The sequence below is a fragment of the Dorea sp. AF36-15AT genome (genome assembly GCF_003477705.1).
Lineage (GTDB): Bacteria > Bacillota > Clostridia > Lachnospirales > Lachnospiraceae > Claveliimonas > Claveliimonas ammoniilytica.
In genome coordinates, this window is the sequence record NZ_QUDV01000007.1 from 143,399 (window position 1) to 162,537 (window position 19,139).

Consider the following 19,139-nt stretch of genomic DNA (forward strand, 5'->3'; position numbering starts at 1 on the left):
AAGTACTTTATCTTACACTTCCATATGGCAGTTCCATTCTTCCCATTTCTTCGGTTCCCAGTCCTTCGGCACATCGTAATCATCCAGCGCGCCGTTCATCTTGCGATAGCCGATCCGCATCTTGCTGATGCGCCATACGCCGTCTTCGCATTTACGGAAATCATTACAGTACATGGAGAAGCCTTCTACCGTATGATCTTTGTAGGAGTTGTTATCCTCATACAGGAAAATACCTCTCGCATGTGTCTCGTCGATCAACCAGATCAGCGGATTGTGGCTCATATGCATCGTCATCATATTACGGTTCACATACTTCGAACGCATTGCCTGATCCTTCGGCTCTGTCGGGCTCTCGGTAAAGCACCGGTATGTAAAATCCTCTGTAAAAAGGTCGCAGACATACTCTTCTTTTTTCATGTCCATAGACCAATAATAGAAATACTGTGCATCCAATATACGCTGACGCTCACACAACTGCTCCGGTGTGTAGGTCTGCTGCCGCACATGCTTCATCACCTCAATGACAAGTTTCTGAATCTTTACATCCTGTTTCATAATCTTCATACTGCATTCCTCCTGTCGTCATTATCTACAGTATAACACAGTTGGAGTAGATTATGTCTGCAAATTAGAAATAGAAATCCGCATTTTCCAGTCTGCAATATCTGCTGTCATTTTCCATATATAGTTCAAAAGTGCCATCCACGATTACTTCCGTGCCATCGGTCGGATATTCATCCGGATAAATGTGTGAGCCATCTCCCCATACGAATTCCAGTCCCTGTGCACAGCACTCTGTTGCATCCTTAATCACACAATAATAATACTGATTTTTTGTCATTTCATCATATGTTACGTAAAACTTCCCCTCAATCCGGAATGTCTTACCCACATACTGTTCCGGATCAGACATCATCTGATAAACCGTTGCATAGATCATATCACTGTCCATTACCGAAAGATCCACATCCACTGCCGCCTCTGGCGCATTGACCGTTCCCTGTACGCTCTCTGGCGTCTGCGTATCTGTATTCTGTTGATTATTTTTCTGAGTATCTTCTTTGGTCGATTCTTCTGTTTTCTTTTGTTCTTCTTTTTTTACCTGACTTTCTATAACTTTATCTACCGTTTCTCCACTATTAATACCTTTTCCATTGTCCGCCCGCTTTCCACAGCCTGATATCAACACCACTGCTGCCAGCAGCCAGATCCCTATTCCTGTTCTTTTCACGGACATTACCTCCCTGTCAATCTAGCCATTACACTAAATACGCCAAATGCCACCATATCTGTCACTACAATCGTAGACCCTACCGGTGTTCCTGCCAGAATAGACAATAACAATCCCAGAACTGCGCATATGACAGACAATACCACGGAACAGATTGTTACAGATAAAAATGACTTAAATATCCGCATCGCTGACAATGCCGGAAAAATAATCAATGCTGAGATCAGTAGTGATCCCACCAGGTTCATTGCCAGTACAATGATCACTGCCGTAATCACTGCAATCAACAGATTATAGCAATCTGTTTTCATTCCCGTTGCCTTCGCAAATGATTCATCGAAGGTTACACAGAATATCTTATGATAAAAAAACACAAATAATATTACAACTAATACAGACAATATTACACATACTTTTACCTGTGCCGAAGTAAGGGTTAATATGGATGTCGAACCAAACAGGGTACTGCACACATCACCGGACACGTTCGGTCCTGTTGAAAATATATTCATCAGCATGTATCCGATTGCCAGCGCACTTACCGATATCATGGCAACTGCCGCATCTCCTTTGATTTTTGTATTCTGCCCGGTTCTTAACAACAGAATCGCACACACAATCGTAATCGGAAGAATAAACAACATATTATTTGTAAAATTCAACACTGCCGCCACTGCCATCGCTCCAAATGCCACATGGGAAAGTCCGTCTCCGATAAATGAAAAACGTTTCAGAACCAGTGTGACACCAAGCAGCGAAGAACACATCGCAATCAGCACGCCAACCATCATTGCATACCGCACAAATGGATACTGAAAATACAGAATTAATTTATCCATCACTTTATACCTCCTGCTGCTTTTATATATTCTTTGTGCCTTGCGTGTCTGATATATTCTTCTTTTGTTCCAAAGAATACATGTTTGCCAGTATGAAGAATATGACTCGAGTAAGTGAGTGATGCTCTCAGATCATGTGAGATCATCACAATCGTCAGTTTATCTCTCTGATTCAGTTCATAGATTAACTGATACATTTCTTTTGTCACCTTAGGATCCAGACCTGCTGTCGGTTCATCCAGCAAAAGTATTTTTCTGGTAGCGCAGAGTGCCCTTGCAAGCAGGACCCTCTGTTGCTGACCCCCGGATAATTCACGGTAACATCGTTTTTCCAGATGTGTGATCTGCATTTTCTCCATCATCTGATACGCATACTCTTTTTCCTCACGGTTATAAAATGGTCTCAGCCCACAGCGATTCTGACATCCTGAGAGAACAATTTCTCTCACGGATGCCGGGAAGTCTTTCTGGATGACAGTCTGTTGCGGCAGATACCCTATCTCTTTTCTGTTCAGACCATTTCCCAATATTACTTCTCCACTTAATGGCTGTTGAAGCCGGAGCAGGGTACGCATCAATGTCGATTTCCCTGATCCATTTTCACCTACTATACTTAAATACTCTCCCTCTTCAACTGAAAAATTAATATTTTTCAAAATTGCCTTACCATCATATCCTACCGTCAGATTTCTACATCCAAGCTGCATCTTCTTCCCTCCTACTGTAATGCTTCTTTTAATACTTCCAGGTTATCTTCCATAACAGACAGATAAGTCGTTCCTGCTTTCACATCATCCGATGTCGCGGACTGCATGGAATCCAACGTCAGGATCTTCTGATTCTTATCTTTCGTATTTTCAATAATGGCTTTGGCAATCTTCTGGTCAGATTTTTCAATCGTCATCACATTCTTAAGTCCCAGTTCATCTACTTTTCCAGCCAGAAATGTGATCGTTTCAAAACTTGCTTCCGTCTCTGCCGAGCATCCCACAAATGCTGCATAATAATCCAGACCATAATCATCTACCATATAGCGGAACGGGAATCTGTCTCCAAATAATAACGTCTTCTGCGATGCCTCATCCACTGTTTTCTGGTAGTTCTGATCCAGTTCATCTAATTTTGCCGCATAATTCTCTTCATTCTTCTGATAAGTCTCCGCGTGATCTTTATCAATTTCGCTCAGATCATCTGCAATTGCCTTACAAAAGACCTTTGCATTTTTCAATGAAAGCCACACATGCTCATCATACTCCGGTTCTTCCTCCTCTTCAGATTTCTCCTCCGACTCTTCTTCCTCAGCTTCCATGCCTTCTACAACCTCTTCTTCCTTTGCAGAATTGCCCAGAACATCCAGTAGATTAATGACTTTCATGTCTTTGTTTACTGCCTCTTTCAGTGCGTCTTCTACCCATGCATCGGATTCTCCACCCACGTAAATGAACAGATCGCAGTCCGATATCTTCATGATGTCTTCCGATGTCGGCTGGTAGCTGTGAAGATCCACTCCGTTATCCAGTAACATCGTCAGATCTACATGATCGCTTGCGTCACCTGCTATTTCACGTACCCAGTCATATTCCGGGAAGATGGTTGTTACTACCTTAATCTGTTTTTCGTCTTTTTCTGTTGTCTGATTGGAATCTGCCTGACCGCAGGCTGAAAGACCGCAGATCGATAATACTACGGCTAGAATGATAGAAATATATTTTTTCATGATATGATAAAACCTCCATTGTAAATTCTGTTATAGATTGTGCCAAAAATAAGTACACAAATAAAAGGGTATTCTTTCATCTCTTATACCCATTCTGCTCCAATGAAGATTTTATTTAACTGTCTAGTCTTACCTTTTGACTCACCAGCGTAATGCACAAAACGCACAGACATCCTGTTTCCAATATCCGTGATCTCTGTACAAAAATAAGACCTGCTGTGACCGAATCATTTACAGCGGTTCCTACATTTTTTACAATCTGCTTAGCCTGATGGATGCAGGCACAGATTGGGCAGTCTTCACCTGTACACTGATGATTTTCTTCTTTTGCGATATAAAACAGAGAAGCCAATGTCACAAACACAAATAACACACATGCTATCACTGCTATATTCTTTTTTCTATTTGCGTTCATTGCGCTTCTCCTTTCCCAGGGATTATTCTGCGCAGCCAGCTTCCTTCTGCCTGCATTCACTGCAGACACCATAAAAAACGGTACGCATTGCATTCAGTTCAAAGCTGTGATGTTCCATCATATGCTGACTCAATTCCTCAACCTCATGACAATGCAAATGAATCAGCTTTCCACATTTCTCACATTTACAGTGATAACAATGATGACCTTCGTCCTGTCCGCCAATATATTCAAAGCAGGCACTGCTTTTCTCATCCACTACATATTTGGCAACAATTCCTTCTTTCACCATCTTATCCAACTGACGATATACCGTTGTGGTTCCAACTGCTATCCCCTGCTCTTGAAAATGCCTCCGGATATCATTCACTGTTACATGCTGTCCCTGAACAGATTTCAAATAGGTAAGTATCTCGGTCATTTGTTTTGTTTTATATTGTGCTTTTGACAAATGAACCGCCCCTTTCTAATCTGGAAATCGTTTTCATTTTACCATATTTTATAATCGTGTCAATATAATTTGAAAATGTTTTCCATTTTACATTTTGTGATTGCGTTCCGTCTGATGGCTTATTATAATTAACACGAATATACTTATAGCATTGGCAGGAGGTATACACATGAAGAAATTATTGGCAGACATGCATATGCATACATTGGTCAGCGGTCATGCCTATGGCACCATCCGCGAGATGGCAGCTGCGGCTGCGGAAAAAGAATTATCTCTGATTGGAATTACAGAACATGCACCGGGAATCCCGGGCACGGTAGATCCATTTTATTATCTGAACCTGGAAGTTATCCCACGCACAATCCACGGTGTGGAAGTACTGCACGGAAGCGAGATCAATGTCCTGAATGACGGTACCTTATCTCTTGGCCAGCGTTATATCAATCATCTGGATTACGCTATCGCAGGCATCCATATGCAGTGCTATGAAAATGCAGGACGCGACCAGAATACGACGAACCTAATTGAATGCATGAAGCACGACAAGGTGCGCTTTGTCTCTCATCCGGACGATGACCGAACACCGTTAGATTATGACAGACTGGTTCAGGCTGCCCGTGATTATCATGTTGCATTGGAAGTGAATAACAGTTCCTTAATCAAGAAGGAAAAACGTGTGAATTGTTACGATAATTATAGAACGATGTTAGATCTCTGCCAGCAGTACCGGGTGCCGATCACCGTCAGCTCGGATGCACACGATCCAAGCGGTGTCGGTAATTTCACCCTGGCACTTGAACTGCTGGAAGAGATTGGATTTGATGAAGATCTGATCCTGACCAATGATATAGATAAACTCAAATCATTTATCAGGTAACGTAACGATATGATCAGCGTTTGTTATCTGCAATCCAGGCTGACATCTCCGCTGTCGGTCTGGATCACCAGATTTCCACCCTTTCCTTTCTGTGTATAAGACAGAGCACAATCATCCTCGTCTTCCTTCACTTTACCGCCGAGTGCATCATCCACATCGACATCTCCCATATCTGTATCTATCTGAATATTCCATGCCCCTATTACATCTTCTGTTCCAACAAAGTGGATATCTCCCATATCAGAATCTATCTTCAGATTATCAAAATCACAGTTTTTGAAGTAAATATCTCCGGAATTGCTCTGCACTGTACCATTCTCGATCTTGCATCCATTTAACATGATGTTACTCATGTCCGTCTTAATATCAGCCATCTTCCATTCCTGTTCTTCCGGAATGTAAAGCGTCACCACATTTTCATCCGTTGTGACCGGTCCTCCTCCCAAAAGTCCTGACAAGAATCCGATATCCACATGGTAATAAAACTTACCTGTATTATCATTTTCCCGAATCGTTAATTTGCCGTCCTTCACCTGATAACTCATCGGATCTTTCGTCTGGTCAGATGCCTGATAAGAAATATAACAGAACCGGTCATCGGAAGGAACCACCTGCAGATTCATATCCGTCATGGAAATATCTACCGAATCGAAATCATCCAGTTTTGTCTTCTCAAGAAGAACCTCATTGTCTCCTTTTTTTGCAGCTCCATCCATCTTGTTCAGATCGGCCGCTTTCACATATTTACCACCGCCACTTGCGACACCGATTCCTGTCAAAATTGCACCACATACACAACATCCGACTCCTGCCACAAGCCATGCTTTTACCCAACTTTTCATCGCTCTAACCTCTCTTTCTGTCTGTAATCCGACGCACCAGCTTTGCGATCAGTACGCTGCTCCATTTACACAGATATACGCACAACAATACACCTAAAATGCCAGCTCCTATAGCAAACAGCCCGCTTCCTGTAATCATTGCGAAGCCGCCCATAGAGAATGGAACAGCCAGTATACCACGAGCAATAATCTTACCGCCAAGAATGACCATAGCTGCCGCAAACAAAACTACACATAGCAAAACAGCCAGTGCACACACAACCAAGGCCAGCACGACTGCCGCAAGTGCCACGAGAAGCGGTACTCCCACCGGCGCTGCAAACAACACCAGTAGGGCGATCCATACCACATGCTTGCCGGAGCCCTTCTGCTCCGCTCTGGTCTGTCCGTCTGCCTCATAGCTCTGATGATCCTCAATCTTCTTATCTAGCAGATTTGCCATCAATTCTCTGGCTGCCTCCTTCGGTGTACCAAGTTCCTTCATCAGTTCTGCTGCCTCTTCCTCATCTGTCTCCTGAAAATACTCGGTAAAATATTCCATCGCATCTTCATAATCCTGTCTTGGAAGCTTCCGCAAATGTTTATGCAATTGATTCAAATATTCTTCTCTGCTCAACCTCTTATCCTCCCTTCGATAATACCGTCTACCGTATCCTTGTAGACCTGCCACTCATTGCTCAGATATGTAATCTGTGCCCTTCCTTCCTCTGTAATTGAATAATATTTTCTCTTTCGTCCCTGATACTCCTGTGAGTAAGTAGTCAGATATCCTGCTTTCTGCAGTTTCTTCAATATCGGATACAATGTAGATTCTTTAATATCAGCAGCTTTCTTAACTGTCTGACTGATTTCATAACCATAGGAATCCTTGCTTTCTACCACTGTCAGGATCATGTATTCAATTAGTAATGCAGATACCGGAAAATACATCGAACCACCTCCTTGTATATGTGTAAAATATTTATATATATAAATTTTATATATAATATACCTCTCTCCAATCCGCATGTCAATGCATATATAAAAATTTTATATATTCTTTTTTCATGGGATTCATTTTAGTATGAAAATACGCAATACGTACATAGGAATTGTAAATACACATGAAATTCATGAAAAGAACTGGAGGGATTCTCTATGAAAACATACAACTGGGCAACCTACGGCACAGGAGTCATCGCCAATCAGCTTGCACAGACTATGGCAAGCCAGGGACGCAAACTCTATTCTGTTTCTAACCGCACCTATGCCAAAGGTGTTGCATTTGCAAAAAAATACAACATTTCCAAAATATACGATAACCCGGAAGATATATTTACCGATGAAAATGTAGACATCATCTACATTTCCACACCACACAATACCCATCTTCCCTTGCTGCTCAAGGCTCTGGCAAACGGGAAGCATGTACTCTGCGAGAAATCCATCACATTAAATTCTGACGAACTTGCTCAGGCTATAGCAGCTGCTGAATCCGGTCATGCTATTCTCGCCGAGGCAATGACCATTTACCATATGCCATTATATAAAAAATTACATGAGATTGCCGTATCCGGAGAACTCGGACCGTTAAGAATGATCCAGATGAATTTTGGAAGTTATAAAGAATATGATATGGCGAACCGTTTCTTCAACCGTAATCTGGCAGGAGGTGCTATGCTGGATATCGGCGTATATGCTTTATCATTTGTCCGTTGGTTCATGTCATCAGCGCCGGATCAGATCCTGTCGCAGGTAAAGCTTGCTCCTACCGGTGTCGACGAACAGGCAACCATTCTTCTCAGCAACCAGGAACAGGAAATGGCAACCGTCACCCTGTCTCTTCACGCCAAACAGCCGAAGCGCGGACTGGTTATATTTGAAAAAGGGTATATAGAAGTATATGAATATCCCCGCGCAGAAAAAGCCGTGATCACCTACACCGAATCCGGCAAAAAGGAAACTATTGAAGCTGGTTCTACCGCCGATGCTCTTCTCTATGAAGTGTTGGATATGGAAGCTGCTGTAAGCGGTGAAAAAGATGTGACCGAGACCCTGCATCTGGATTACACCAAAGACGTTATGCAGGTCATGACCAGGTGCAGGGAAGACTGGGGAATGAAATATCCGGAAGAAGAAAAGTAAACCAATTGTTCCAGAATCCTTTTGACATTATCAACATTACATGCTAATATATCTATAGAAAAAGAGTGCTACCGATAGACGGTTAGCCCACATTTGTTGATTAAAAAATAACCGTTCAGTGAGGCTGGGGCGGTTATTTTTGTGTCTTATGATTATCTTTACCAACCATTTCCAGCTCTTCTACATAAATACAGTTCGGAATTGTTCCGTTTTTCACATCTTCTATGCACTCTTCAAAGTCAAACCAGCGCACCTCGCTGAGTTCTTCTTTCTGTATCTGGAATTCTTCTGCTTCTCTGTCCATCCACAACAGGTATACATTGCTGATCTGATTATCTTTGAACCTCTCTCCATGGAAGATCTCTTCGAAATGAAACTTTCTCTGACCACAGTACACCAGATCTTCTGCCTGTACTTCCACGCCCAGCTCTTCTTTTAATTCCCGCAGTGCTGACGGTACAAAGTCCACACCCGCCGGAATATGTCCTGCACTGGAAATGTCATAGCATCCCGGATAAGAATCTTTCTCCTCACTCCGCTTCTGCAGAAGCACCTGCAATCTGCTGTCTTTCATCCTCACCAGCCACACATGAGATGTCCTGTGTAGGATACCTTCCCTGTGTGCCGTCACACGGTCGATCACCTCTCCGGTCGGCTGACCATTATCATCTACAATATCCAGAATCTCTTTCGCCATATCTATCTCTCCAATCTCGCGCGTTGCTGTTTTTCTGCTTCCTCCAGGGATTCATAACCGTAAAGAACTGTCATATTGCGCAGCGTCTTCTCCGACAAGTTCTCGTGATCTGCAGCCATCTGATCATACAGCTTCTTAAGCAGGCCCACCGTCCGGTCAGAATACGTACTGATCTCACCTCGGGCATATGTCTCTATCGAAGTATCCCACGGCGTATCTTCTGATGTATGGATCACACGTCCTGTGCTTGCAACCCCTGGAAATTTCGCCGCAAAATCTTCTTCCCATCGTATCTGCTGTGCAATCATCTCTTCCTGCATCTGGATACGCTCTTTGCTCCGCTTCGGAAGAATATCTGCCAATTCCGCATACCGCTCCGGTGCGGTACTCTCCATCATGCGGGCATATTTTTCCGTCAGCAGGTTCCAGTGTGCTGCCTCTGCTTCAATCAGATCCTGTCTATAGCTCTCCAGCAGTTCCTGCGTCCAGTTCATAAACTGACTCTTCCGCATGATGACAAATGTCTCATGGTCATCCTGACAGCTCGCACGACCGCCTTCATTCTGCACATTCTGAAACTGTTCCCATTCCCGCTCGATCACTTCATCTATTAACGCTTCCCGTTCTTCCATTTTATCCTGCATCTCCTTTTTATCTTGCATCACTCTGCAGCCTCCTTATGATCTCCTGTTTCTGGATTTCCAGAAATGCTTCTTTCGTCTCCGTCAGTCCCTGGCGGTTTAACTCTTTTACTACTCCTACGCAGATGTCCTCGATCTGACTCTGCACGCTGCTTTGTCCGTCATTCTCCGAATCTACGCCTGACATCTGCATCAGTTGCGTCAGCTTTTCTTTCAGATTTGTTAATACATGAAATGCATCCATGCCCCGCATCTTCCATTTATAAAATGGCTGATACATCTGATTCAGATGATACCCAGTTTCAATCGCCGCATTTACAAATTCACTGACACACAACCACGCTGCCGCCTGATCGCCTCGTTTGCGCATCCGTCCATAATTATACTGACCTGCCTGCGCCATCACACCAAGTGACATGGCAAGCTTCCGCAGACGCACATCTTTCGGATACGCTGCAAAGGTCTCTCTTCTTCTGGTAAATTCACCCAGCGGATCGGTAAATATCTCACCATTTGTTACGGTTCTAAGTGCAGGTATCGGAATCGACATCCAACGCGCAAGTCCGTTTCGTGTTTCTCTGTCCGGTGCCTGTTCGTATCCTGTATATCTCCGAAAGAACTCATCCATACAGAGCACCCCCACACGGTCACCACCCTGCGCAGTCACATTTCTTGCCGGGAATCCCATATACTCTCCCGGAAGTTCTGTATAGGCTCTCTGCATCTCCTGTCCCACAGCTTCATAATCTTCCCTGGTAAGCCACAGGCAGAATCCCGGGCCAAAATCATGATCTGCTGACGTCACATCATCATATCCCAGACACTCTGATCCTTCGCCCACAAGTCCTGCTGCCACCCGGTCCACATACTCTGGAAATTTTTCTTCCAGCATCGGCTTTCCATATTCTTCATAGTATCTTCTGGCAATATCCATGCCTTTCATCTTCTGATTCCGAACCGCTTCCGCACGCTTCTTCGTATCCCGTACCAATTCCAGATTACGAACCGTTACACGGTAATAATCATTCTCTCCGTAATTTGTCAGAATCTCCTCCAATGCCTTTTCGTACGTTTTAATCGACTTGTCCAGTTCTCCTTTTCGAAAATACCCTTCCCCAAGTCCTGACAATGCCGATGCATAATGCGGATCCTTCTTTCCTTCCTGACATTCAAAGATTTCTGCTGCCTGCTGCATATGCTGCAGTCCTTCGTCAAGTTCCTGTAATGCAAAACAGAGATTACCGATATTTGCATGTGTAATCGCAATCTCCACATCCGACTGCTCCAGCCTCTGAATCAGCCCCATCGCCATCTGCAGATCCTCTTTTGCTTCCTTAAGGCGGCCGGTGTTTGCATACAAAATACTTCTATTGTTATATAATGTCGCCATCCGATAATCCGGTTCATGTAACTTTTCCTTAAATATCGCATAGGCTTCTTCATAATTAGATTCTGCCTTATCCATCTGCCCCATCACGCGCTGCGCCGTACCAATATTCAGCAGCATCGTAGCATAGTCCGTTGTTCCTTGGATGCCAAGTTTCTCTGCGATTCTCACAGCTTTCTCAATGCACCACTCACACTCCGTCGGCTTGCTCATCACACGGTAATATCCCATCAGTTCATTTAATATCGTCAGCATCGCCGGAGCATCCAGACATTTCCCTGCTTCCTCCAGACCGGATTTCAAATACGCCTCTACCCCTTTCGGATTCGTCGCATACATATGATCTAATTCCAGTAAAAATTCATTTAAGTCAAACATATTCTCTCCTTTTCAGGTTCCGTACTCTTCTGATTTCTTAATGATTATTGTATCAACTCTTCCCTATATCGACTAGTACCATATCCACAAAATCACCTGCTTTTTCCACAAAATAGTATCAAATCACTACATTCTCCCGTCTCATAATTGAAAAATTTTTACCTTTTAGCAAATGATTATCTTTCTCATTTACTCTAATTGACAATTGCTGGTCTAAATGGTAAATTCTTCTATAGGCATAATTAGTTAAAACTAACTATGCCTATTCTTTTGACAAACCTTAACACCCATAACACAAAGGAAGGAGAACCACACATTATGAAAAAGTTATGGCGTCGTCTTGGCGCACTCTTAATCGCAGCAGTCATGGTGCTGTCCGTTACTGTCCGGGAGGCAGGCACGGTGTACGCTGCTGGCACATTGCCAACGCAGGTGACCAATTGTGAAAACAGTTCTTTTAACGGACTTTTAACACTTGGATTTGGCGATGATACAGCTGCCACCAATTACGTAAAAGCCATTAACAAAGTAACGGTTAATAACACAGAATTTACCAAAGGTACTTTCAGCTACTGGGGTAATACCGGAACAATCTGGAACACAGAAAGCGCAATGGGAGCTTACGGTAATTATCAGGCTCTCAAAATCTGCAACGAAAAAATCACATTTCCTGCTAAGATCGTAATTTCCGCAGACGGATACGATGATATGACCGTATCTGTAAAATATGAAAAATACGAATACTCCGCAGAAATCGTCCAGAATGATAACAAACCATCAACAGGTTCTGACTACAAAGTCGTTCTGAAAGCATCTGCTAACGGAACCGTAAATGTAGACAAGGTAACCGCTAAAGAAGGTGAAAAAGTCACTGTAACCGCTTCTCCTGCTGATGGATATGTACTGGATACTATCTCAGTGAAGGATTCTAAGAATGCAGAAATAACCGTAACAGGCAATACATTTGCCATGCCTGCATCTGATGTAACGGTAAGCGCAGTCTTCAAAGCAAACGTTCCTGCTGAAGATGGCACTGTAAGTATCGACAGCATCAAGATGGAGACTGATTTCTTTAGTCAGAACTGGTATTTCACATTCCCAGAAAATGTGGACTATGTATCTAAAATCACAGGCGTATCTGTAAATGGAACTGCCTGGAACGCCATTTCATATAATCCATCCTCTGGTGGTTTCTATCGTGCAGACACATCCAATAGCCGTCTTACATTTGCGGCAAAAGACTTTAGCTCTTCATCGACAGTTCCTGTACTAAAAAGCGGAGATGTGATTACCATTACCGCCGACGGATACAAAGATCTCACCTTTAAGATTCTGATTGACACTAACGGTAAGATGACAGCCACAGCTGATGACGGTCAGGGCGACAATATGCAGCTCTATGTAAAGTTAGAAGGCAACTTTGAATGCGCCATTGTCGGTCAGAAAGATTACGACGGCGTATCTAGTGCTACCGGTGCTGCAAGCTCCAATAACAACAGCAATGTAACTGTATATGGCGCATTAGTAGAAAAAGGCAAAGAGCCTGCCGACAGTGACTGGAAAGAATTGGATAATGATTCTGACATTAATATTGTCGGAAGTAAGAGTAAGGTAAATATCGTACCGGATACCTCAAAAGGCACCAGCAAAGATGCTGACAGTGGTATGGAAGGTGTATACCTGACCATCAGCAGTGCACTTACTCTGAATGGAACACCAAAGGATGCCGGCGATTATCTCATTTCTGTCAGCGTAACGGATGACCAAGGACGTACAGCCGAAAGTAATGCACTTCCATTTACCATATACACCGGAAATGAAAAGCTTGCTGACCGTCTTGTCCTGGATAATCTGACGCAGACTCAGGATGGCAAATATATGTGGAATATCATGGAGCCATGGGCTATCAGAGATTTTGGTTCCAACACAGGTGAAGCAGAAAGTGTTCGTGTACCAAAGGATGTAAAAGCATGGTATGGTTCCAATGAGTCCGGAACTTACGGATATCTGGGGTATGACATTGCCTGGAAAGATGTTCAGAGTGGTAATATTCCACAGACCTTATACATTCCAAGCGGATGCAACCTGACATTTGTTAATATGAAAATTCTCAGCAGCGTCCACATCATCGTAGAAGATGGTGGTACTCTGAACCTGATGGATTCCACCGTACAGGGTATCATCGATGTTCAGAGTGGTGGTACATTCTCCATGAACTATGACAGCTTTAACAAAACATTTGTAACAGGTGCTTCTGTATGCGGACAGGTTCGCATGGCAGACGGTTCTATCCTGGAAAATGCAGCCATTTACTCTCATGCTAATTACCTTGCCAACGGTGATCTTACCGACCGTTCTACTTCAGATCCGGTTGTGACCACTACCGGCAATGTAACTGTAAAAGGTAATGTATTTATTCAGGGCGACTCCGCCGGAACAGAAATCGGTCAGACCGCTCTTCAAGTAAAAGACGGTACACTTACCCTTGAAGACGGTGCTACACTTGCTGCTTTCGGTGGTGATGGAAATACCCTGCTCTATTCTCAGGGTGGTACAGCTATCAAACTAGACAATGGTAAAATCACCGGCTCCGGTAAATTAATCGCAATCGGCGGAGATGTCCTCTTCGGAGATGGCGGCAATGCCGTAGAAGGAAATGGAACAATCTCTACTACAGAAGCATTCCTTCAGGGTTCAACCGCATATGGTGAAAAAACTCCAGGGAAAGCAACCGACGGTACGATCAAAATCTCAAGCCCGAAACAGTCTGTCAAAGACGGTGAACAGCTTGATACAGGTTCTGACGATCCACTTGCAGATCTCTACTGGAAAACAGGTATTGATCCAATGCCTCCACTGGATAAATATATAACAGAAGAAGTGCCGATCATTACTTATACCGTAACTTACACAGACGGTGTAGACGATGAAGTGATTTTTGAAGACCAGGTAACCACAAATCTGTCAGATGGCGATGCTACTCCGGCATTCAATGGCACCCCTGCCCGCGACGGATATACTTTCAAAGGCTGGAACCCGGCAGTTGCAGAGACTGTATCCGGTGATATTACTTACACCGCACAATGGGAAAAGAAAGATACATCAGATCCTAAAGATCCAACAAAACCGTCCTTCGAAAAACCTTCTAACAGCGGTAACTCAGGAAATGGTAATGCTACAGGTAATACCTCTGCTGACAACAAGAACACTAAAACTTCTAATGCCAAGAAAACACCAAAAACCGGCGATGAAAGCCATATGATGCTGTGGATCGTGCTGATGCTCGCAGCCGTAGCAATGAGTGGTGTAGTCGTATATAAAAGAAAACGTTCTTAAATTATAATTTAACTATTTCACTAAAAATGTCACCAGGCAAAGCGCCCGGTGACATTTTTAATCATCTCTATTTATCGTATACTTCTTATATAAACTGTGCAAATATCGATGCGCCTACTACAGTCAAAAGTCCCGATACCACAATTGACAGACTGCTCATCGCTCCTTCGATCTCGCCCATTTCCATAGCTTTGGAAGTACCGATCGCATGGGACGCTGTACCGATTGCAATTCCTCTGGCAATCGGATCCTGAATACGGAATGCCTTACACACAAACGGTGCAATAATATTGCCCAGTACTCCGGTAATAATAATGATTGCAACGGTAATCGTTACGTATCCGCCAAGTTCTTCCGATACGCCCATTCCAATCGCCGTAGTAATAGACTTCGGCAAAAATGTTACATATTCTTCATGACTGAATCCGAAGATCAGGCTCATTGCCAGTACACAGAGCAATGTAGTCAGCACGCCAGACAAGATGCCTGCCACAATTGCTTTCCAATGCTCTTTCAACAATTCTATCTTCTCATATAATGGCACAGCAAGACATACTGTAGCCGGAGTCAACAGATAACTCAGATACTGTGCTCCGGAATAATATACATCATAATCGATATGTGCACATGCCAATACTGCGATTACTGCCACAATTGATATTAATACCGGGTTAAATATATCCATTTTCAATTTATCTTTCAATATACACCCAACACCATATGCCACGATGCTGATCGTCACGCCGAAGAATACCGAATTTTCAAAAAAACTCATTATTTATCCTCTCCTTTCTTTTCGCCCTTCAGCATCCAGTCTGTTACATATCCGGATACCAGCATTACCAAAAGGGTAGATATAACTGTAATTGCTGCATAAGCCAGCAGCTTCGGACGGATAATGTCCCATGAAGTAATCAGTCCCACTGCCGCCGGTATAAACATTAATGGCATGATCTCGATTAAAAATACAGCCGTTTCTTTCACATCTTCCAGTTTGATCCATTTCATACACAGGCATACAAACATCAGTACAAGCCCGTATATACTTGCAGGAATCGATAACGGAATCGCATAATTCAGCAATTCTCCGACAAATGACACCGCAAGGATTATTCCAAATTGTTGTAAATATTTCATAATGTCCTCCTAAAAAATCAACGTTTTCCATTATAATCCTGCCATTTTAAAAAGTCAATTTAACAGAGTACTTTTTATCCATGTTTGTGAATAAATTAATCAAAAAGGATTAGATATCTCTATGAATCTTCACTCTGATCATCTTATCATCAAAAAAGCTCTTTCCATTTTGTTCCTGTTCTCTCTGGCATTTCTCGTAGGACATTTTGCTGGCTTCCTAAGCACATATTTCTTTTCAGTTCCAGATCAGGCTGCCATAACTCCGACAGATGCCCGGATACACTCTTCTGCTGAAGGGAACTGGGGACTCAGCTTTCAAGAAGACGGCAAAACTCCAGTTGGTAATGCAACTATGACTGAGCTTGCCGAATATGACGCCTATTATGCGCAGGATACAACCGACAAAGTTATTTACCTGACCTTCGATGCCGGATATGAAAATGGTAATACTGCCCCGATTCTGGATGCTCTGAAAAAACATAACGCTCCCGCCACATTTTTTGTAGTCGGTACATTTGTCAAAGAAAACCCTGATCTGGTCAGGCGGATGAACGAAGAGGGGCACATTGTCGGTAATCACACCTACAGCCATCCCGATATGTCCAAGATTGCAGATAAAGAATCATTTCAAAATGAATTAAAACAGGTGGAGGATCTGTATGAACAGACTGTTGGATCGCCGATGACGCACTTCTACCGACCACCTCAGGGCAAATACAGCACATCCAATCTGGCTATGGCAAAAGAACTTGGCTACAAAACATTTTTCTGGAGTCTTGCCTATGTGGACTGGTATCAGGATAATCAGCCTACGAAAGATGAGGCCTTTGAAAAATTACTGAAACGCATCCATCCAGGTGCCATCGTGCTGCTTCACAGCACCTCTTCAACGAATGCTCAGATCCTAGATGAATTACTTACCAAATGGGAAGAATTGGGATATGAATTTCGTGCTCTGGATGAGTTGAAATAACAGATGTTTTTTCTTATAATGGATATAGTGCTCTATTCACTGTCAAGTGATCACTTGCACAATACGAAGTATGTTATAGGGGGACTTGTATTATGCCAGGAAATATTTCGGTTCTATTCATTATGGAGCTCATTGGAACTGCAGCATTTTCCTGTTCAGGAGCTATGGTTGCAATTAAAAAAAACCTGGATCTGTTGGGAATTGTAGTGCTCGGTGTTATTACCGCAGTGGGAGGCGGAATGATACGAGATGTACTGCTTGGCATTCACCCGCCGACGCTTTTTCTAAAGCCGGTATATGTAACAGTTGCCGTCATCGCAGCAATCATTATCTTCCTGCTCATGCGTTCTAAAAACATTTCCAGATTTCTGCTGACCGCAGAATATTATGACTGGACAATGAATCTTCTGGACGCAATCGGATTGGGGGCTTTTACTGTAGTTGGTGTCAATACTTCCATCTCTGCCGGACAGGGGAATTTTCAGTTCTTAACCATTTTCCTCGGTGTGATTACCGGAGTCGGCGGCGGTCTTCTGCGGGATATGATGGCATGCGAAGTACCAGCAATCCTGCGCAAGCATGTATATGCCTGTGCCTCAATTGCCGGAGCGGTTTTCTATGCATACATAGGCAGCCGTATCTCTCAGGATATGGCACTGATTCTCAGTGCAACCCTGGTAGTTGTAATCCGTCTGCTCGCCAGACATTACGAGTGGAATCTCCCAAAATGCAATATGAATCATTTAAACTAACCATACAATAAGGAGGAAAACCATGAATTATTCAGAATGTATCGAACAGGCAAGAAAGCGAATCGGAAACTACTGTAAAGCCTGTCCGGAATGCAATGGAAAAGCCTGTCGTAACCAGATGCCGGGACCTGGTTCTAAAGGAATCGGCGATACTGCCATCCGCAACTATGACAAATGGAAAGAAATCCGCTTACAGATGGATACAATCGCAGAGAACAAACCAGTTGATACCAGTCTGGAACTGTTTGACAAGACATTTCAGTATCCATTTTTTGCCGGACCGGTCGGTGCCGTACAGCTGCACTACGGTGATTGCCAGACTGATGTAACCTATAATGACATTCTCGTATCTGCATGTGCCGAATACGGAATTGCAGCATTCACTGGCGACGGCATAGACAGCAATGTCATGGTCGCCGCGACCAAAGCTATTCAAAAAACAGATGGTATCGGCATTCCTACGGTAAAACCATGGAATCTTGACACGATCAAAGAAAAAATGGATCTGGTGCACGCATCAAAAGCATTTGCCGTAGCAATGGATATCGATGCAGCGGGTCTTCCATTCCTGAAGAATCTTGACCCACCTGCCGGAAGCAAAACGGTCGAAGAACTCCGCCAGATTATTAAGCTTGCCGGTACTCCATTCATTGTAAAAGGTATAATGACCGTCAAAGGTGCACTCAAAGCTAAAGAAGCCGGTGCAGATGCAATCATCGTATCCAATCATGGCGGTCGCGTATTAGATCAGTGCCCGGCAACAGCTGAAGTTCTGGAGACTATTGCAAATGCAGTCGGCGATTCCATGAAGATTCTGGTAGACGGCGGTATCCGCAGTGGTGCTGATGTGTTCAAAGCTCTTGCACTTGGTGCTGATGGAGTTGTTATTGCCAGACCGTTTGTAACTGCCGTATATGGTGGTGAAAAAGAAGGTGTCCGCTCTTATATTGAAAAGATCGGTAGTGAACTGGAAGATACCATGAAGATGTGTGGCGTATCCAGTCTGAATGAAATTAACAGAGACTGCGTGTTTGTAGGTTAATATTTATTATAGAACTAAAAGTGCCCGCTTTTATGCGGGCATTTATTTTGTCTTTCTTTACGTTTGAAGTATCAATTGCTCTCTACCAGATTCTCAATAGAACAAAGAATGTGCCTTGGCACATTCTCGCGCCTGCGGCGGTCGCTTGCGACATCTACCTTATCCGCCGCAGTGCGCATCCTCGCGGAGCGTTTTTTGCTTTACAGGAAAGCAATTTCCTGTAAAGCAAAAAAAAGACTGTAAACCTTATGGTCTACAGCCTCATCATATATACCTTCAAAACCGTATACAAGAAACTCT

The 19,139-nt window shown here is 43.4% G+C and carries 21 protein-coding genes; 6 read left to right on the forward strand and 15 right to left on the reverse strand.

Going from position 1 to position 19,139, the window contains the following annotated elements; genetic code table 11:
* Positions 1–12: 12 nt before the first annotated feature.
* The 7 genes from DWZ93_RS11120 to DWZ93_RS11150 all read right to left on the reverse strand — a co-directional run bounded on the left by DWZ93_RS11120 (position 13) and on the right by DWZ93_RS11150 (position 4,653).
* On the reverse strand, positions 13–564 hold the full coding sequence (locus DWZ93_RS11120; RefSeq protein WP_118452982.1) for a nuclear transport factor 2 family protein: 552 nt from the start codon (positions 562–564) through the stop codon (positions 13–15).
* A gap of 64 nt (positions 565–628) precedes the next feature.
* Entirely contained in the window at positions 629–1,231 is a 603-nt protein-coding gene (locus DWZ93_RS11125) for a hypothetical protein (RefSeq protein ID WP_243061275.1), read from the reverse strand.
* A gap of 5 nt (positions 1,232–1,236) precedes the next feature.
* The gene (locus tag DWZ93_RS11130) at positions 1,237–2,070 is read right to left on the reverse strand and encodes a metal ABC transporter permease (protein ID WP_199665940.1); all 834 of its coding nucleotides are present in this window, start codon (positions 2,068–2,070) and stop codon (positions 1,237–1,239) included.
* On the reverse strand, positions 2,070–2,777 hold the full coding sequence (locus DWZ93_RS11135; protein WP_118452985.1) for a metal ABC transporter ATP-binding protein: 708 nt from the start codon (positions 2,775–2,777) through the stop codon (positions 2,070–2,072). The genes DWZ93_RS11130 and DWZ93_RS11135 overlap by 1 nt, the downstream gene beginning before the upstream one ends.
* An 11-nt stretch (positions 2,778–2,788) precedes the next feature.
* The gene (locus DWZ93_RS11140; RefSeq protein WP_118452986.1) at positions 2,789–3,787 is read right to left on the reverse strand and encodes a metal ABC transporter substrate-binding protein; all 999 of its coding nucleotides are present in this window, start codon (positions 3,785–3,787) and stop codon (positions 2,789–2,791) included.
* 115 nt (positions 3,788–3,902) lie between these two features.
* Positions 3,903–4,202 carry a hypothetical protein gene (locus DWZ93_RS11145; RefSeq protein WP_118452987.1) on the reverse strand — a complete coding sequence of 100 codons (300 nt, stop codon included), beginning with the start codon at positions 4,200–4,202 and terminating at the stop codon, positions 3,903–3,905.
* 22 nt (positions 4,203–4,224) lie between these two features.
* Positions 4,225–4,653 (reverse strand): Fur family transcriptional regulator, encoded by a 429-nt coding sequence (locus DWZ93_RS11150; protein ID WP_243061276.1) that lies wholly within the window; start codon positions 4,651–4,653, stop codon positions 4,225–4,227.
* 169 nt (positions 4,654–4,822) lie between these two features.
* Between DWZ93_RS11150 and DWZ93_RS11155 the strand changes: the two genes are divergently transcribed.
* The gene (locus DWZ93_RS11155; protein WP_118452988.1) at positions 4,823–5,530 is read left to right on the forward strand and encodes a phosphatase; all 708 of its coding nucleotides are present in this window, start codon (positions 4,823–4,825) and stop codon (positions 5,528–5,530) included.
* Positions 5,531–5,553: 23 nt separating this feature from the next.
* Here the strand turns inward: DWZ93_RS11155 and DWZ93_RS11160 are convergent, their stop codons facing one another.
* Genes DWZ93_RS11160 through DWZ93_RS11170 form a run of 3 tightly spaced genes read right to left on the reverse strand, consistent with a single transcriptional unit; the run spans position 5,554 to position 7,302 of the window.
* The gene (locus DWZ93_RS11160) at positions 5,554–6,372 is read right to left on the reverse strand and encodes a DUF4097 family beta strand repeat-containing protein (protein ID WP_118452989.1); all 819 of its coding nucleotides are present in this window, start codon (positions 6,370–6,372) and stop codon (positions 5,554–5,556) included.
* A 4-nt stretch (positions 6,373–6,376) separates the two neighbouring features.
* Positions 6,377–6,988 (reverse strand): DUF1700 domain-containing protein, encoded by a 612-nt coding sequence (locus DWZ93_RS11165; RefSeq protein WP_118384333.1) that lies wholly within the window; start codon positions 6,986–6,988, stop codon positions 6,377–6,379.
* Positions 6,985–7,302 (reverse strand): PadR family transcriptional regulator, encoded by a 318-nt coding sequence (locus tag DWZ93_RS11170; protein ID WP_118452990.1) that lies wholly within the window; start codon positions 7,300–7,302, stop codon positions 6,985–6,987. The genes DWZ93_RS11165 and DWZ93_RS11170 overlap by 4 nt, the downstream gene beginning before the upstream one ends.
* A gap of 207 nt (positions 7,303–7,509) precedes the next feature.
* Between DWZ93_RS11170 and DWZ93_RS11175 the strand changes: the two genes are divergently transcribed.
* Entirely contained in the window at positions 7,510–8,496 is a 987-nt protein-coding gene (locus tag DWZ93_RS11175) for a Gfo/Idh/MocA family protein (protein WP_118452991.1), read from the forward strand.
* A gap of 133 nt (positions 8,497–8,629) precedes the next feature.
* Here DWZ93_RS11175 and DWZ93_RS11180 read toward each other — a convergent pair whose 3' ends face one another.
* From DWZ93_RS11180 to DWZ93_RS11190, 3 genes are read right to left on the reverse strand one after another with little or no spacing between them, the layout of a single operon-like run.
* On the reverse strand, positions 8,630–9,193 hold the full coding sequence (locus DWZ93_RS11180; protein WP_118452992.1) for an NUDIX hydrolase: 564 nt from the start codon (positions 9,191–9,193) through the stop codon (positions 8,630–8,632).
* Positions 9,194–9,195: 2 nt separating this feature from the next.
* The gene (locus DWZ93_RS11185) at positions 9,196–9,855 is read right to left on the reverse strand and encodes a DUF4125 family protein (RefSeq protein ID WP_243061277.1); all 660 of its coding nucleotides are present in this window, start codon (positions 9,853–9,855) and stop codon (positions 9,196–9,198) included.
* Complete coding sequence (locus tag DWZ93_RS11190; protein ID WP_118452993.1) at positions 9,845–11,599, reverse strand: DUF4037 domain-containing protein; 1,755 nt, start codon at positions 11,597–11,599, stop codon at positions 9,845–9,847. Before DWZ93_RS11190 ends, DWZ93_RS11185 begins: the two co-directional genes overlap by 11 nt.
* A gap of 318 nt (positions 11,600–11,917) precedes the next feature.
* Between DWZ93_RS11190 and DWZ93_RS11195 the strand changes: the two genes are divergently transcribed.
* Positions 11,918–14,935, forward strand: a complete 3,018-nt coding sequence (locus DWZ93_RS11195) for an InlB B-repeat-containing protein (RefSeq protein ID WP_118452994.1) — start codon at positions 11,918–11,920, stop codon at positions 14,933–14,935.
* An 85-nt stretch (positions 14,936–15,020) separates the two neighbouring features.
* Here the strand turns inward: DWZ93_RS11195 and DWZ93_RS11200 are convergent, their stop codons facing one another.
* Positions 15,021–15,713: an LrgB family protein gene (locus DWZ93_RS11200; RefSeq protein ID WP_416810583.1), complete on the reverse strand. Its 693-nt coding sequence runs from the start codon at positions 15,711–15,713 to the stop codon at positions 15,021–15,023.
* Complete coding sequence (locus DWZ93_RS11205; RefSeq protein ID WP_118452996.1) at positions 15,710–16,072, reverse strand: CidA/LrgA family protein; 363 nt, start codon at positions 16,070–16,072, stop codon at positions 15,710–15,712. Before DWZ93_RS11205 ends, DWZ93_RS11200 begins: the two co-directional genes overlap by 4 nt.
* A gap of 121 nt (positions 16,073–16,193) precedes the next feature.
* Here DWZ93_RS11205 and DWZ93_RS11210 point away from each other — a divergent pair, with 121 nt between their 5' ends.
* The 3 genes from DWZ93_RS11210 to DWZ93_RS11220 all read left to right on the forward strand — a co-directional run bounded on the left by DWZ93_RS11210 (position 16,194) and on the right by DWZ93_RS11220 (position 18,839).
* Positions 16,194–17,045, forward strand: coding sequence for a delta-lactam-biosynthetic de-N-acetylase (locus tag DWZ93_RS11210; protein ID WP_118452997.1), 852 nt, complete (start codon positions 16,194–16,196; stop codon positions 17,043–17,045).
* Positions 17,046–17,137: 92 nt separating this feature from the next.
* A complete protein-coding gene (locus DWZ93_RS11215; protein WP_118452998.1) occupies positions 17,138–17,797 on the forward strand; it encodes a trimeric intracellular cation channel family protein in 660 nt (219 codons plus the stop codon).
* A gap of 22 nt (positions 17,798–17,819) precedes the next feature.
* Complete coding sequence (locus DWZ93_RS11220; RefSeq protein WP_118452999.1) at positions 17,820–18,839, forward strand: alpha-hydroxy-acid oxidizing protein; 1,020 nt, start codon at positions 17,820–17,822, stop codon at positions 18,837–18,839.
* The last annotated feature ends 300 nt before the right edge of the window (positions 18,840–19,139 follow it).